This is a genomic window from Blautia sp. An249, assembly GCF_002159835.1.
Classification (GTDB): domain Bacteria; phylum Bacillota; class Clostridia; order Lachnospirales; family Lachnospiraceae; genus Blautia_A; species Blautia_A avistercoris.
In genome coordinates this window covers 121,673-135,707 of sequence record NZ_NFJL01000005.1, presented here as the reverse complement: position 1 = coordinate 135,707, position 14,035 = coordinate 121,673, and the positions used below count along the sequence as shown (strand labels likewise).

14 protein-coding genes are annotated in these 14,035 nt (G+C 43.4%); 13 read left to right on the top strand and 1 reads right to left on the bottom strand.

Features of this window, described 5'->3' with window-relative positions:
• Window positions 1-8: 8 nt before the first annotated feature.
• The 8 genes from B5F53_RS06825 (at window position 9) to B5F53_RS06790 (ending at window position 7,562) form a co-directional block, all read left to right on the top strand.
• Window positions 9-1,079 (top strand): Gfo/Idh/MocA family protein, encoded by a 1,071-nt coding sequence (locus B5F53_RS06825; RefSeq protein WP_087221692.1) that lies wholly within the window; start codon window positions 9-11, stop codon window positions 1,077-1,079.
• A gap of 9 nt (window positions 1,080-1,088) precedes the next feature.
• Window positions 1,089-2,087 carry a hypothetical protein gene (locus B5F53_RS06820; protein ID WP_087221690.1) on the top strand — a complete coding sequence of 333 codons (999 nt, stop codon included), beginning with the start codon at window positions 1,089-1,091 and terminating at the stop codon, window positions 2,085-2,087.
• A gap of 19 nt (window positions 2,088-2,106) precedes the next feature.
• Window positions 2,107-3,522 carry an ABC transporter substrate-binding protein gene (locus tag B5F53_RS06815; protein WP_087221688.1) on the top strand — a complete coding sequence of 472 codons (1,416 nt, stop codon included), beginning with the start codon at window positions 2,107-2,109 and terminating at the stop codon, window positions 3,520-3,522.
• Window positions 3,523-3,580: 58 nt separating this feature from the next.
• Window positions 3,581-4,483, top strand: coding sequence for a carbohydrate ABC transporter permease (locus B5F53_RS06810; RefSeq protein WP_087221686.1), 903 nt, complete (start codon window positions 3,581-3,583; stop codon window positions 4,481-4,483).
• Between the two features lie 10 nt (window positions 4,484-4,493).
• Window positions 4,494-5,327: a carbohydrate ABC transporter permease gene (locus B5F53_RS06805; protein ID WP_087221684.1), complete on the top strand. Its 834-nt coding sequence runs from the start codon at window positions 4,494-4,496 to the stop codon at window positions 5,325-5,327.
• A gap of 19 nt (window positions 5,328-5,346) precedes the next feature.
• Window positions 5,347-6,183 (top strand): sugar phosphate isomerase/epimerase family protein, encoded by an 837-nt coding sequence (locus B5F53_RS06800; protein ID WP_087221682.1) that lies wholly within the window; start codon window positions 5,347-5,349, stop codon window positions 6,181-6,183.
• Between the two features lie 19 nt (window positions 6,184-6,202).
• Window positions 6,203-7,030 carry a sugar phosphate isomerase/epimerase family protein gene (locus B5F53_RS06795; protein ID WP_087221680.1) on the top strand — a complete coding sequence of 276 codons (828 nt, stop codon included), beginning with the start codon at window positions 6,203-6,205 and terminating at the stop codon, window positions 7,028-7,030.
• A gap of 97 nt (window positions 7,031-7,127) precedes the next feature.
• Complete coding sequence (locus B5F53_RS06790; RefSeq protein ID WP_087221678.1) at window positions 7,128-7,562, top strand: hypothetical protein; 435 nt, start codon at window positions 7,128-7,130, stop codon at window positions 7,560-7,562.
• Between the two features lie 248 nt (window positions 7,563-7,810).
• Here the strand turns inward: B5F53_RS06790 and aroD are convergent, their stop codons facing one another.
• Entirely contained in the window at window positions 7,811-8,575 is a 765-nt protein-coding gene (gene aroD / locus B5F53_RS06780; RefSeq protein ID WP_087221674.1) for a type I 3-dehydroquinate dehydratase, read from the bottom strand.
• A 113-nt stretch (window positions 8,576-8,688) separates the two neighbouring features.
• Between aroD and B5F53_RS06775 the strand changes: the two genes are divergently transcribed.
• The 5 genes from B5F53_RS06775 to B5F53_RS06755 all read left to right on the top strand — a co-directional run bounded on the left by B5F53_RS06775 (window position 8,689) and on the right by B5F53_RS06755 (window position 14,004).
• Window positions 8,689-9,189 (top strand): flavodoxin family protein, encoded by a 501-nt coding sequence (locus B5F53_RS06775; RefSeq protein WP_087221672.1) that lies wholly within the window; start codon window positions 8,689-8,691, stop codon window positions 9,187-9,189.
• 32 nt (window positions 9,190-9,221) lie between these two features.
• Window positions 9,222-9,830 carry a glycerol-3-phosphate acyltransferase gene (locus tag B5F53_RS06770; RefSeq protein ID WP_087221671.1) on the top strand — a complete coding sequence of 203 codons (609 nt, stop codon included), beginning with the start codon at window positions 9,222-9,224 and terminating at the stop codon, window positions 9,828-9,830.
• 3 nt (window positions 9,831-9,833) lie between these two features.
• Window positions 9,834-10,976, top strand: a complete 1,143-nt coding sequence (locus B5F53_RS06765; RefSeq protein ID WP_087221670.1) for an MGDG synthase family glycosyltransferase — start codon at window positions 9,834-9,836, stop codon at window positions 10,974-10,976.
• Window positions 10,958-12,211, top strand: a complete 1,254-nt coding sequence (locus B5F53_RS20550) for a YecA family protein (RefSeq protein ID WP_087221668.1) — start codon at window positions 10,958-10,960, stop codon at window positions 12,209-12,211. Before B5F53_RS06765 ends, B5F53_RS20550 begins: the two co-directional genes overlap by 19 nt.
• A gap of 98 nt (window positions 12,212-12,309) precedes the next feature.
• Window positions 12,310-14,004: an AAA family ATPase gene (locus tag B5F53_RS06755; protein ID WP_087221666.1), complete on the top strand. Its 1,695-nt coding sequence runs from the start codon at window positions 12,310-12,312 to the stop codon at window positions 14,002-14,004.
• The last annotated feature ends 31 nt before the right edge of the window (window positions 14,005-14,035 follow it).

Below are 14,035 nucleotides of genomic sequence, written 5' to 3'. Positions count from 1 at the left end.
GTGTCATTATGGGGAGAAAGATTCGTGTTGGAGTAATTGGATGCGGACAGATTGCCCAGATAGAACATCTTCCGTATCTGCAGGAATCGCTGGATTTTGAGCTGTATGCCCTTTGTGATTTGTCCAGGGAAGTGGTGGAAACGCTGGGAGAAATCTACGGGATTTGTCCCGGACGCCGTTATACGGACATGGATGAGATGCTGAAGGATGAACAGCTGGAAGCAGTGGTTATCTGTACCAAGGACCACTATGAACCGGGAGTAAAGGCGGCCAGAGCCGGGAAACACATGCTGATTGAAAAACCTCTGGCCTACAATCTGGAACAGGCAGATGAAATGATCCGTGAGGCGAAGAAGAATCAGGTGATTCTGATGGTAGGTTACATGAAACGTTACGATCCGGGTTATGAGTACTTCAGGGAGACAGTACAGAATCTGAAAGGAATCAGCCTGGTACGCGTCCATGACTTTGGAGGTTCTTTTGATTTTACCAATTCTATTTTTAACATTCACCGGGGGAACGATATTCCACAGGAAGTCATTGAAAAGGGACAAAAAGAGATTCAGCAGGCCATTGCAAAACAAATGGGGAAGGAACGGGAACATCTGGGAGAGGCATACAGCCTGATGCTGGGATTATCTACCCATGATACGATTCTCATGCGCCATGCATTCGGAGAACCTAAGGTTTTATTTGCCGATGTTTATCAGGATACCTTTATTACTTCTGTATTGGATTACGGGACTTTTCGGTGCGTATTTGAATCAGGACTGGTAATGGACAGACGTTCCTGGGATGAAAAACTGTGGGTATATGCTCCGCAGAAAAATGTTTCTCTGCATTTTCCATGGCCTTATTTAAAGAACCATCCCACGGTAGTAAAGATTAATGAAAATGAAGGAAATACCATGGTAAATGCAGATAAGACAGTAGTGAATAACTATGAGGAATCCTACAGAAATGAGTGGAAACATTTTTATGACTGCATCGTAAATAAAAAAGAGCCCCTGACCAGCGGGGAAGATGCCAGAAAAGATATTCAGCTTGCTTATGACATGATGCTGAAAGTGGAAATCTAAGGAGAAGGAATGGGAGTATTATCATCGACACAGGCGCTGCTTCTGCTATTGTTTACCACTATTATCTGGGGAAGCTGGTATCAGTGTATCAAACGGTTAAACGGATGGCCGGTGGCAGCTTTTATGTTATGGATGTATACGTTTTCTGTGGGAATCGTCTGGGGAATCATCCTGGTTATTAAACCGTTTTTTATCGCAGAGCCTCTTCTGGAAATTATTCAGAGGCAGCCGGGAGACTGCATATTTGCCCTGTGCTGCGGAATGTTTTTCTGTGCGGGAGTTCAGATTAATATGATCGTGATCAAAAATGTGGGGCTGATTTTATCCACGTCTATCAGCGCAACCTGCAGCGTGCTGGTAGGAACCTTTACCTCCTGTCTCTTCGGAGGAATCCGGGAGGGACAGTCCGTTGCAAAGATTGCCATCGCCTCTGTAATTTTGATTGCAGCGGCTATTATCTGTCAGCTTGCCTCTAAGATGCGGGATATGGACAACGGAAAAAATGCAAAGGATGAGTCCTATAAACAGGAGATGAAACACCGGATGAAAAACACCCTCTTCCTTTTGTTCGGAGCTCTCTTTTTAAATCCGGCCTATTCCATCGCCCAGTCGGTAACGGTACAGACGGATTTAAACCCGGATGGAATTCCGGCGCTGCTGTGTGTGGGACTTCTGTCAATCGGCTCTTTTTTGGGAACCTGGGTAATTTCCGGAATTTGGCTTACCAGAAAGAAACAGTGGCGTACCTGTTTTTCCTGGAAAAACAGAAAAGGGATTTTCATGAGTCTGTTTGCTGCTTTTTGCCATTATGGAGGAAATGTGGGATATTGTGTTTCCGCTCCGGTACTAAGTTTCGCCATTGCCTGGCCCATGGGAACTTCCTTTAATCTGTGGCAGTATGTATACGGTATTTTATATGGGGAATTTAATAAGACAACATGGAAAACGAAAATTACATTATTTACGGGAATTATATGCTTTATTATCGGGGTACTGATTCTCAGTTAATGTATCAGGGAGGTATTTTATGAAAATAAGAAAAATTTTAGCCTTAGGGTTAGCAGTTGTGTTTGCAGTGGGAACACTGGCAGGATGCGGCGGCAAAGAAGAAACAGCAGAGACTGGGTCTGAGGGAGAAAACAGTGGGGACAGAGTCCTTCATATCGGAGGACATACCCGGATGTATCCGGGAGAAGAAGAGGCCTGGGAGGCAGCAGCAGCCCAGTTTGAAGAAGAAAATCCAGGTGTGAAAGTGGAAATTAACTGGCAGGGATCTTTTGATGATGTGGCAGAAAGCGTACAGGCAGCAAAACTGGCAAAAGAGACCATTGATTTATATTCCTGCGGCGCCCGTGTGATTCAGAATTCGTTGGCTCCGGCGCAGATCTGCATGGATATGACCGATTTGGTAAAACCCTATGAAGACCGGTTTGTAGAGGGAATGCTGGACAGTGCAACTGTAGGAGAGAAAGTCTGGTCCATTCCAATCGGAAGTTCCGGAACCTGTTCTTTCTATTATAATAAGACCATGTTTGACGAGCTGGGACTGGAAGAACCTGCTTCTTTTGAAGAACTGGCAGAAGTCTGTAAAGTGATTAAAGAGAAGAAAAATATTACGCCGATTCTGCAGCAGGGAAGTCTTGCCACTTACTGGCCCATGTGGTTTATGGAAACATATGCACAGACAACCGGCAATCAGTCCGTGGAAAACGTAGAGGCCTTTCTGTCAGGAGAGAGAACCTTTGACACAGAAGAAGAGACGGAAGCCTTCGAACTGATTAAGCAGTTTTTTGATGAGGGTCTTATTGACAGCAACAGTCTTAATACAGATTCAGATGGTATGAGAGCCGCTTTCTCTCAGGAAAAATCAGCTATTTTCTTCGGAGGAACCTGGGAATATACCAATGTGGAAGAAGTAGTCGGCGACAGTTTTGAAATCGGTGTGTTTGAGTTTCCGTCTATGGTAGAAGGGGTACAGGCTCAGCACGGAGGCGGCTGCGGAACCAGTTTATTTATTCCTACGTTCTGCAATCAGGAAAACATGGATTTGATTATGAAATTTGTGGAACTGATAACAAGACCGGAATATGCCGGTCCGATTATTGAGGCAGCCGGCCCGATTATCCCCAGTATTAAGGGAGTAGAAGCGCAGGGCAGCACAGAAGGAGAAAGTAATTTTATCCAGGATATAAATGATAATCATGCACAGCATATTATTACCTATCTGGACTGGGTATGGCCGTCTGAAATTAACGATGTGGTGGCACAGGCCATTCCGGCAGTGGGAACGGGAAACATTTCTGCCCAGGACGCCGTGGAGGAAATCCAGAGCACCTATGAGCGCCTTGTAACAGAAGGATACCAGTACGACTGGTGGAGTACCTGGACAGATGAACAGTGGGAGACGGTTACTCCGTCCACCATACCGGAAAGTTATGCATAACAGCAGCTTCTGTGCCGGATGAAAGAATTGATCCGGCACAGGCGCAGGGGAGGAAATCATGGTAAGAGAAAGACAAAGAAATGGGAAACTGGTAAATAAAATCTTTCCGTATTGTATGACCGCTCCGGCTATTATCCTGTTTGTTTTATTTGTAATTGCCCCGTTTATTTACGGACTGTACACCAGTTTCTTTCAATGGGACGGGCTGTCGGAAATGAAATATATAGGAACTCAGAATTATTCATTTGTATTTCAGGATAAAAATTACTGGAGCGCCCTTGGAAATACCTTTAAATATGCGTTGGTAGTTACTGTATTGAAAAACGGACTGGGTCTTGCGCTGGCACTTTTAATTGTAAAACAGGTCCGCGGAAAAGGACTTTTCAGAACCTCTCTTTATATGCCGGTAACATTTTCCTACGTGGTAATTGGCGTTTTATGGACCTGGATTTATAATCCCACATTTGGAATATTAAATAGCTTTCTTACAAAGGTGGGGCTGGGAAGTCTGATTCAGGGGTGGTTAAGTGATCCCAATGTCGCCCTTTACTCTGTAGCCTGGGTTGACATCTGGAAATGGATCGGATTCCATATGGTTTTGTATCTGGCAGGCCTCCAGGGAGTGCCAAACGAACTCTATGAAGCGGCGGAAATTGACGGGGCAGGAAAATTTCAGAAATTCTGGTCCATTACTCTGCCGCAGATTAACGGGATCCTGGTGGTGAATGTTTTACTGGCCATTACAGGAGCGTTTGTCAACAACTACAATCTGATCAACGTTATGACGGACGGAGGGCCTTTCGGCTCTACAGAAGTAGCGCTGACGTATATTGTAAGAACTGCTTTCGATTATCGGAATGTGGGAAAAGCCAATGCAATGTCTATGATTTTATTTGCCATTGTACTGGTAATCGGTTTCCTGCAGTTCAGAGTAATGACGAAGGAAGACAACTACGAATAGGAGGACTGGGATGAGAAAAAAGAAAGTAACCATAGGATCTGTTTTTCGCTGGGCCATTCTTCTGTTTTTCCTGGTGATTACTATCTATCCGGTTATCTGGATGATTTTTGGTTCGCTGAAGACAACCGGCGACTTCTATACAAATATCTGGGGGATTCCGGATACTTTTCATATTTCCAATTACATAGAAGCCTGGGAGCGGGGAGGGCTGGGAAGAAAATATTTAAACAGTATTCTCGTAACGGGACTGTTTCTGCTGATTATTATTCCTGTAAACTGCTGTGCGGCCTATGTGCTGGCAAGAGTCCGGTTTAAGGGACGAAAGTTGATTTATATGTTTCTTTTGGTGGGAATGATGATTCCGGCAGGAATCCTGGGCATGCCGACCTATTCCGTGGCTCTGAAACTGGGACTGGTGGATTCTGTCTGGGGGATCGCGTTTGTATATGCAGGTCAGGCGGTAAGTTTCGGCGTTTTCTTAATGCGCTCCTTTTATGTATCTCTTCCCCAAAGCCTGGAAGATGCAGCTATGATTGACGGCTGTAACCGCTTTCAGAGCTTCGTGAAAGTAGTTCTGCCACTGACTAAACCGGGAATTATGATACAGGTGGTATTCAGCGGACTGAATACCTGGAACGAATACTTTCTGTCTAGCATTATGTTAAGAAGCGAGGAGGCAAAGACGCTTCCTGTGGGAATTATGACTTTCGTAGGAGAATACAGCACGGATTTTCCCCAGATGTTTGCAGCATTAACGGCGGCGACCATGCCTTTAATTATTATTTACCTTCTGGCTCAGAAACAGTTTATAGAAGGTCTGACGGCAGGGGCCACAAAAGGATAAGAGAAAAGGAGAGTGTGATATGGAATTAGGTTATACAGTATGGACTTGGCTGAGTGATGAGCACAGAGACTGGTGCAGAGTGGAAGATCCCAAGGCGGCCTTTGAACAGGCCTGCCGGGAGGTATCCCATCTGGGATATAGAACCATTGAAAACTTTAACTGGTTTGCAGATTTTTACGAGGAAAATCCCGGAGAAGTTACTGATATTATGAACCGTTATGGGCTGAAATTTGTGAATATCTATCATTATCTGACTCCGGATTTTGAGGCGGATGTGGAAAACGGCAGACGGTACGCCAGATTCGGGAAAGCAGTGGGAGCGAAATATATGAATCTGCAGATGCAGACCTGGAAAGACCGGCCTTACAACCGTCCATTTGATAAAGAAAAGGTGGAAGATTATGCCAGAAAGGCAAATATCATCGGAGAAATTGCAAAAGAACAGGGTCTTACCGTATGTGTTCATCCTCATGCAAATACACCGGTTTTTACAATGGAGCAGATAGACTATTTTCTGGAAAAAACAGATCCCAGTCTGGTCAGCCTCTGTGTGGACACAGCTCATATTGCTCTATCCGGCGGTGATCCGGTGACAGCTTTCAAACGGTATATTGACCGGATTGCCTATGTGCATTTAAAGGATATTGATCCCGATGAAACCTTAAATCCGGAATGGCCGATGAAGCGTTTTCGTGCCCTGGGACAGGGAAATATTGACTTTAAAGGAGTTTTCCGGGTACTGGAAGAACATCATTTTGACGGCGTAGTCTGTGTGGAACTGGATTACCAGAAGGTATGTCATTATGAATCGGCCCAGTACAGCAGAAACTATCTGAAGGATGTCATTGGAATTTAAATGAGGAAGGAGAAGGAAGATGAAAATCGCATATACAGTCTGGACCTGGATGAAGTCCCAGTTCGGAGCAACAGAAAGTACGGAAGAAGCGAGAGGATTGTTTGAACAGGGAGTTCGGGAAGTTGCTGATTTGGGGTATTCCTGTGTAGAGAATTTTAACTTTGTTTCTACTTTATTTAAAGATTATCCCGAAGAGTTTGACCGGATTATGGAAGAAAACCAGGTGGAATTTGTAAATATCTATCATGCCATGTCAGATGATTACGAGACAGATTATAAAATGGCGGTACAATGCTGTGAGTTTCTGAAAGCTCACAATGCATCTCTGATGAATCTGGAAGGGCCAAGAAGAAACGGGGCAAAAGCCACAGAAGAGAAACTTGCCGTTATCTGCGAACACATTAATGAGATTGCAAAGATGGCAAAGGAATACGGAGTGACCGTCTGCGTACATCCTCATTACGGAACCTATTTTGAGACGGCGGATCAGATTGCCTATCTGGATGCCCATACAGATCCGGAACTGGTAAAATACTGTATTGATACCTGTCATTGCGTACTGGGAAAGATGGATCCGGTGGAAGTGTTCAAAAAGTATGTGGGAAGGCTGGCTTATGTGCATTTCAAAGACATCAGTTCTGATGAAAACGAACATCCGGAATTTCCTATCAAACGCTGCAGAGCTCTGGGAGAGGGAATCGTGGATTTTCGCGGCGTGCTGGAAGTGTTAAAAGAAGCCGGGTATGACGGAATCCTCTGTGTGGAAGTAGACTGGCCGAGGGTGTGCAATTACGAAACAGCCATGGTTTCTAAGAAATATCTGCATAATGTCCTGAAATTATATTGATTAAAAAAGCGCATATTCTGTAATGAATTATATTATAATAAAGAGTGTACATAGTTGACGTTATGTACACTTTTTATTATAATGGAGGACAAAGGAGATGATGGAGTTGTTGATGGAAAAAGCCACACAGGTAAGAAAAGAATGGAGTTCTGTCTGTGACAGCGTATTGCATGAAAGGCCGAAATTCATTAAAAGAACAAGAGATCGATTATGGTTTTCCAGTGTAGAAACCATGGAAGAAATTTTAAAAGGTTATTCATTCTCGGCAGTCAGGTATATAGAAGATGACGGAAGTATTACGCTGTCCCTGATGGAAATAGATTTAATTGAAAATGGAAAAAATGAGCAGGAGTCCAGAATGGCTTTAGGAGAGGCAATCTTAGAGTATGCAATGGAGTATTATGAGAATTATGCTTTATATTCCCATAGTCCTAATAGAAAACAGCATATTCCGTATATTTTTAAAGCGTTGATAATGGATGATCCCAAAAGGATAGGAGAGAGTGTGCAATGCCTCGATGGAAAGAACTAAAGCGATTCTGTGAGAGGGACGGATGGGAACTATATAAAGATACTGATCATTATTTTTATAGAAAAATAGACGAGGATGGTTCTGTCCGTATGACGAAAGTGTCAAAAGGAAGCGGGGAAATTCATTCAAGAATGTGGAAGGAAATTTTAAAAAGACAATTAAGAGTTACACAAGAGTATTTTAACAGCAAAATATAAAAGGACGGAGGCGAATATTCTGCAGGCTGGCAGAATATTCGCCTTTTCTCTTTACTCTTCTTTTCCTCCATGGAGAATATCCAGTACCTGAGAAAGCTGCTCTACAGGAATCTGGCCCGGGGCGGAAGCATTGGTGACAGATCCGAAGGTAACGGCAGATCCGAATACTTCTCCTGCCAGGCGGCTGATAAGCCCGGTTTCTGACATGGACATGGTAATAACAGGATGCAGTGCATGGCGGTTTCTTTCTTCTGTTACAGAAAGAAGGGTGAGGACATCCTTTCTGCTTTGGGGCATCACTGCGATTTTACTGATGTCAGCTCCGAGCTCTTCCATTTTTTCCAGACGCTTCAGAAGTTCCCCGCAGGTCGGTGTTTTCTGAAAATCGTGACTGGACAGGATAACCTTTCCCGAAGTTTTATGGACATAAGAGATCAGGGAAGGAAGTTCCTGTTCAAAGGGGAACAATTCTATATCCACAAGATCTGCAAGATGAGAATCAGAGACAGCCTTTAGGAGAGCAACGTATTCCTGAACTGAGATGGCTTTTTCTCCTCCTTCCTGCAGGGTGCGGAAGGTAAATAACAAAGGTTTCTTATCTAAAATCTGCCGAAGTTCTTTTAACACTTCTATGGTCTGTTCCAGATGAAAAACATCTTCAAACCAGTCGGCTCTCCATTCTGCCATGTCGCAGGGACGGTTTACGATGATAGCAGCATCGTCCAGTATTTCCTTATATGTTTTTCCTGTAATGGGAACACAGATTTTCGGACGTCCGGCTCCGATCCGTACTCCTCGTATTTCAATTGGTATCATAAGCTCTCTCCTTTTTGAAAAAACGGTGCGTATTGCGAATAAATCACATATTTTATATAATACCAATAAGAAGGAATTACTGCAATGCAGTTTTGGAGGAAGGAGTAATTTTTATGAATTTTGCAATTATTTATTACAGTAAATCAGGACATGCCCGGGAAATGGGAGAAGTAATTGGAGAAGGTATCCGCAGAGCCGGGGGTCAGGTTCGCCTGTTCTCCATTGAAGAACCAATGGATGTGGAATATATCAATAGCTGTAAGGGAGTTATTTTCGGAACGCCGACGTATCTGGCAAGCACCTGTTGGAAAATGAAGAAATGGTTTGAAGAGGACAGCCAGGGAATTTCTCTGGCCGGAAAACTGGGAGGCGTATATGCCACCGCTCATTACGCCCAGGGAGGCGGAGACATTGCAATTGTTACTTTAATCGGTCATATGCTGGTAAAGGGAATGATGGTGTATTCCGGAGGCTCCTCTCAGGGAAAACCCTTTATTCATCTGGGGCCTGTAGCTCTGGATGCCGTAGAGGGGCATTATGAAGAGGCAAAAGGAATGTTTGAAATATTCGGAGAGAGATTTGCCGGACAGGCAGAGAAGATAGAAATTGTATAGTTATAGAGTTTAAAGAAGGAAGAGGACAGAGATTGGGTTATCTATTTTTTTCAATTTTAGGATATTTAACAGGAGGAATTTTATTTGCCTATCTTATTCCTAAAAAGGTAAAAGGAATCGATATTCGCAAAGAGAGCCGGGATGGAAATCCGGGAACGGCGAATGCCTTTCTATACGCGGGTGTTCCCTGCGGTATTCTGGTGTTAGTCTGCGATTTGTTAAAAGGGGCAATTCCGGTGCATCTGGCAGTCCGGACTCTGGATGTGCAAAATCCGGGATTTGTCCTGGTTATGGCAGCTCCGGTGCTGGGTCATGTAGTTCCTCTGTTTCGGGGATATGCAGGCGGGGGAAAGGGAATTGCCGTATCTTTCGGGGTTTTGTTAGGGCTCTGTCCGGGATTTCCCTGCATCTGGCTGCTGGCCTTCTGGTATTTGTTCTTTTCTCTTGTTTTTGTTCTGAACCCACACAGTTTTCGGACCATTGCAGCCTTTTTGTGCTGGGCGGTCAGCGAGCTGTTCTTTATTAAAAGCACCGAAGTCCTTCTGGGTTCTGCCATGATTACTTTACTGGTATGGAGGAGGCACCGGAAAGAGGACAAAAAAGAAGAAAGAGAGATTCGATTTGTTTTCCGGAGGAATTAGTGTATGAAAGTATTAATCTTATCCTGCAATACCGGAGGCGGCCACAATGCAGCCGGATTTGCATTAAAGGAACAACTGGAAGCCAGAGGTCATCAGGCGGTGTTCTTCGATTATTTAACTCTGGCCGGAGAAAAAGTTTCCAAAAGGGTAGAAGACGTTTACGTAAATGTGGTAAAAGAGGTTCCCCATGCCTTTGGTGCAGCTTATAAGGCGGGGATGGCAGTAAGCAGAATTACCAAAAAATCTCCCGTATATTATATAAATGGGAAAATGGCCAAATATCTGGAAACTTATCTGGAGAGAGAAGACTTCGACGCCATTGTTATGCCGCACCTCTATCCGGCAGAGACCATAACTTATATGAAGAGAAAAGGATTTGACCTGCCTTTGACCATAGCGGTTATGACCGATTATACCTGCATTCCTTTCTGGGAAGAAACCTGCTGCGACTATTATATAGCTCCCCACAAAGATTTGATTCCCCAGTGCGTACGCAGAGGAATTCCAAAGGAAAAGCTAATACCTGCCGGAATTCCCGTAAGCAGTCGATTCTCTATGAAAACAGGCAGAAAGAAAGCGAGGGAACTGCTGGGGCTTCCTTTGGAGAAACAGGTGTATCTGATTATCGGAGGAAGTATGGGCGCAGGAAACCTTCAGAAACTGGCCGCCCGGATCTGGAAAGAAAATGAGAGAGATGTCAGCATGGTGCTGATTTGCGGAAGCAATGAGAAAGTCTGCGAAAAACTGGAGAAAAAATACAGGGGAGAAGAAGATATTTTTATTCTTGGCAAAACCAATAAGATGCCTTTATATATGAAGGCCTGCGACATTGTTTATACTAAGCCGGGAGGACTGACTTCCACAGAGGCGGCAGTTTCCGAGATTCCCCTGGTTCATACCTCGGAAATTCCCGGCTGTGAGACAGAAAACCGCAGATTTTTTAAGAGACTGGGGATGTGTATTTCCCCTAAATCCATAAAGGAGCAGGCCAGAGCCGGGAAAAAACTGTTAACGTCCAAAGAAGGAATGGAAAAGATGAAAAAGTCGCAGCGATTAAATATTCCAAAAGATGCAGCAGAGAAAATAACAATTTTGATAGAAGAGGGAATTCAGAAAAGGAGCTGCCTATGCGAAAATCAGAAATAAAAGAGATGGATGAATTTTTAAATCGCCTGGATATTGATAACGACATGTTAAGTCAAATGGCATCAGATTATACGGAAAACTTTATGATACAAGGAGAAGAGACAAAAGATCTTAAAGAACTGTTAAAAAGGGCGCCTGAGGCCCTGCTTGACAGAATAATAGAAAACTGGACAGAAGAAACAGATATGTCTGTTTCCCGTAATAAGAAAGAGAAATGTGTATATGATCTGATTCTGGAATCCATCCGGAAAGAATTTATTTTTCTTGATAAGGAAGACATAGAAATTCTGTTAAGGACAATGAACGGTCATCCGTTATCAATGATACAGATGGCGGTTTTGCAGGAAAATTATTGTTGCAAAGGCTGGGTCTTTATGGTCTGTAAAGATAATGAATGCGACTTTGTTGTGCCGGATGAAATACGGGAAATAATACTCACAAATCTGGAAGATGAAAAAGCGAAAAATTTACTGGGGCTTGTTACAGGAGTACGGCTGACTTTGCGTGCCTGCATAAATCTGTTTGGAATTGTGGAAAAGAAAAAGGTACTCCAAATTATCATGAACCAAATGTTTGAGTATCCGGATTTATCGGAGGATGAGAAAAAGGAACTGGAATGGCTGCCTGAAAAAGCAGAAGAGACGCTTCAAATTCTCTGCCAGCGCGAAGAGGGAGCGTTTTGGCAGGAAGGAGAGTGGTTTATCAGTAATGATTTTGAAAATCGGAAACAGTATAAACAATTTCTGAAACAGGTATCAGGGCAGGAATATTACATACCAGACAGGAAAGAGATTTATTTGTATGCGGAACATATAGTGGATATAGAAAATCCATGTTATAAAAAGATGCTTAAAGATCTAACCGGGCTTATGAGAGATAAGACGAGGGCAGATAATCTGATGTTTGAACTGGAATACATGGTAGCGCAGAATGACTTTTCGGCACAGGACATTATGAATCTGCTGTTTGCAAGAGGGATTGCATTTAAAAGCAGGAAAAGCGGAGAAAACTTTGCCGGGAACTGCAGCGCATGGGTGTATACAGTGAGAAGGTGGAGTAACAGAGGCTTTACAGATGAGGAACTGGGGAGACAAAAGAAAGAAATAAACGTAACTGTGGCGCCGGAATGGAAAATGGGGACAATACAAACACCAAAGGTACAAAAGAAAATAGGACGAAATGATCCGTGTCCCTGCGGAAGCGGTAAAAAGTATAAAAAATGCTGTGGGAGATAGATTTTTAGACAAAATGAAAAATTTACTTTACCATAGAATTCAAGTATAATGATAAAAAATTCACTGGAGCAGTTAAACATATTTGAGGTGGTGATGGTATGGCGCGAGTAGTCGGGATTGGGATACAGGATTTCTTTAAAATCCAGAGGGAGAATGTGTTTTATGTTGATAAAACGCGGTTTATTAAAGAGTGGTGGGAATCGAAGGATGAGGTGACTCTGATCGCCCGCCCGCGGCGTTTCGGAAAAACGCTGACTATGAGCATGGTGGAACATTTTTTCTCCATTGAACATGCAGACAATCCGTGTTTCCGGGGCATGGATATCTGGAAAGAACAAAAATACCGGGAGATACAGGGGACTTATCCTGTGATTTCGCTTACATTTTCATCCATTAAAGAACGGAATTTTGAAGAGGCAAGGAAAAAGATCTGCGCCACGCTCCAGATGTTGTACCAGAAATACCAGTTTCTGCTGGAAGGAGATATCCTGAACGGGCAGGAAAAAGCAGAGTTTTTAAAAGTTTCAGCTGAGATGCCGGAGTATGAAGCAACTATGACGCTGAAAAAACTTTCCGGTTACCTGGAGCGCTTTTATAAGAAAAAAGTAATCCTGCTTCTGGATGAATATGATACCCCTATGCAGGAAGCCTATGTAAAAGGCTACTGGCAGGAACTGGCGGATTTTGTCAGAAACTTATTAAATGCGTCCTTTAAAGACAACCCGTATCTGGAACGGGGAATTATGACGGGAATCACAAGGATCAGCAAAGAATCTATTTTTTCTGACTTGAACCATTTGAAGGTGGTAACGACAACATCGAATGAATATGCAGACTGCTTTGGATTTACGGAAGAAGAAGTTTTCCGTTCCCTGGAGGAATATGGGCTTGGCGGCAGGAAAGATGAAGTCAAAAAATGGTATGACGGCTTCTGCTTTGGGAATGTAAAAGATATCTATAACCCCTGGTCTATACTGAATTACCTTGATACGAAGACGGCAGCGCCGTACTGGGTAAATACCAGCAGCAATCAGCTGATCAGCAAACTTTTGCAGGAAGGAAATAAGGAAGTAAAGGAATCCTTTGAAAAGCTGCTGCGCCGGGAATGTATTTATACGGAAATTGACGAACAGATCATATATGGGCAGTTGGATATTGATGAGAATGCGATATGGAGTCTGATGCTGACAAGCGGTTATTTGAAAGTGAGTGACAGCAGGACGATAGAAACAAGTGATGAATGGGATCATGTCTATGGGGTAAGTATCACAAATTTTGAGGTGCTTATCATGCTGAAAAAGATGGTCCGCAGTTGGTTTGCCCCATCATCGTCAAATTATAATGAGTTTGTAAAAGCGCTGCTTATGGGCGATGTGAAAGCGATGAATGTTTATATAAACCGGGTTGCATCCGCTGTTTTCAGCTATTTTGATACAGGGAAAAAGCCTTCTGAAGTCACAGAGCCGGAACGGTTTTACCATGGTTTCGTATTAGGGCTGATTGTGGATCTTGAAGACCGCTATCAGATCACATCAAACCGTGAAAGCGGATTTGGAAGATATGATGTGATAATAGAGCCGAAAGAGAAAGCAGATCCTGCTATCATTATGGAATTCAAAATCCAGGATCAGGATGAGAATGACTTGTCACAGACCGTCGAAGCGGCATTAAGCCAGATTGAAACGAAGAACTATGAATCCGTGCTGACTGGAAAAGGAATACAGTCTGAGCGGATCAGAAAATATGGCTTTGCTTTCCGGGGGAAGGAAATCCTGATCGGGGAAGGAAAATAAAAGCGAAAAACGCAGTGGAAAATAGCACACA

Excerpts from the sequence above, each read along its gene's own strand:
- B5F53_RS06825 (WP_087221692.1), top strand. The coding sequence starts at position 9 with ATGGGGAGAAAGATTCGTGTTGGAGTAATTGGATGCGGACAGATTGCC.
- B5F53_RS06820 (WP_087221690.1), top strand. The coding sequence starts at position 1,089 with ATGGGAGTATTATCATCGACACAGGCGCTGCTTCTGCTATTGTTTACC.
- B5F53_RS06815 (WP_087221688.1), top strand. The coding sequence starts at position 2,107 with ATGAAAATAAGAAAAATTTTAGCCTTAGGGTTAGCAGTTGTGTTTGCA.
- B5F53_RS06810 (WP_087221686.1), top strand. The coding sequence starts at position 3,581 with ATGGTAAGAGAAAGACAAAGAAATGGGAAACTGGTAAATAAAATCTTT.
- B5F53_RS06805 (WP_087221684.1), top strand. The coding sequence starts at position 4,494 with ATGAGAAAAAAGAAAGTAACCATAGGATCTGTTTTTCGCTGGGCCATT.
- B5F53_RS06800 (WP_087221682.1), top strand. The coding sequence starts at position 5,347 with ATGGAATTAGGTTATACAGTATGGACTTGGCTGAGTGATGAGCACAGA.
- B5F53_RS06795 (WP_087221680.1), top strand. The coding sequence starts at position 6,203 with ATGAAAATCGCATATACAGTCTGGACCTGGATGAAGTCCCAGTTCGGA.
- B5F53_RS06790 (WP_087221678.1), top strand. The coding sequence starts at position 7,128 with ATGATGGAGTTGTTGATGGAAAAAGCCACACAGGTAAGAAAAGAATGG.
- aroD (WP_087221674.1), bottom strand. The coding sequence starts at position 8,575 with ATGATACCAATTGAAATACGAGGAGTACGGATCGGAGCCGGACGTCCG.
- B5F53_RS06775 (WP_087221672.1), top strand. The coding sequence starts at position 8,689 with ATGAATTTTGCAATTATTTATTACAGTAAATCAGGACATGCCCGGGAA.
- B5F53_RS06765 (WP_087221670.1), top strand. The coding sequence starts at position 9,834 with ATGAAAGTATTAATCTTATCCTGCAATACCGGAGGCGGCCACAATGCA.
- B5F53_RS20550 (WP_087221668.1), top strand. The coding sequence starts at position 10,958 with ATGCGAAAATCAGAAATAAAAGAGATGGATGAATTTTTAAATCGCCTG.
- B5F53_RS06755 (WP_087221666.1), top strand. The coding sequence starts at position 12,310 with ATGGCGCGAGTAGTCGGGATTGGGATACAGGATTTCTTTAAAATCCAG.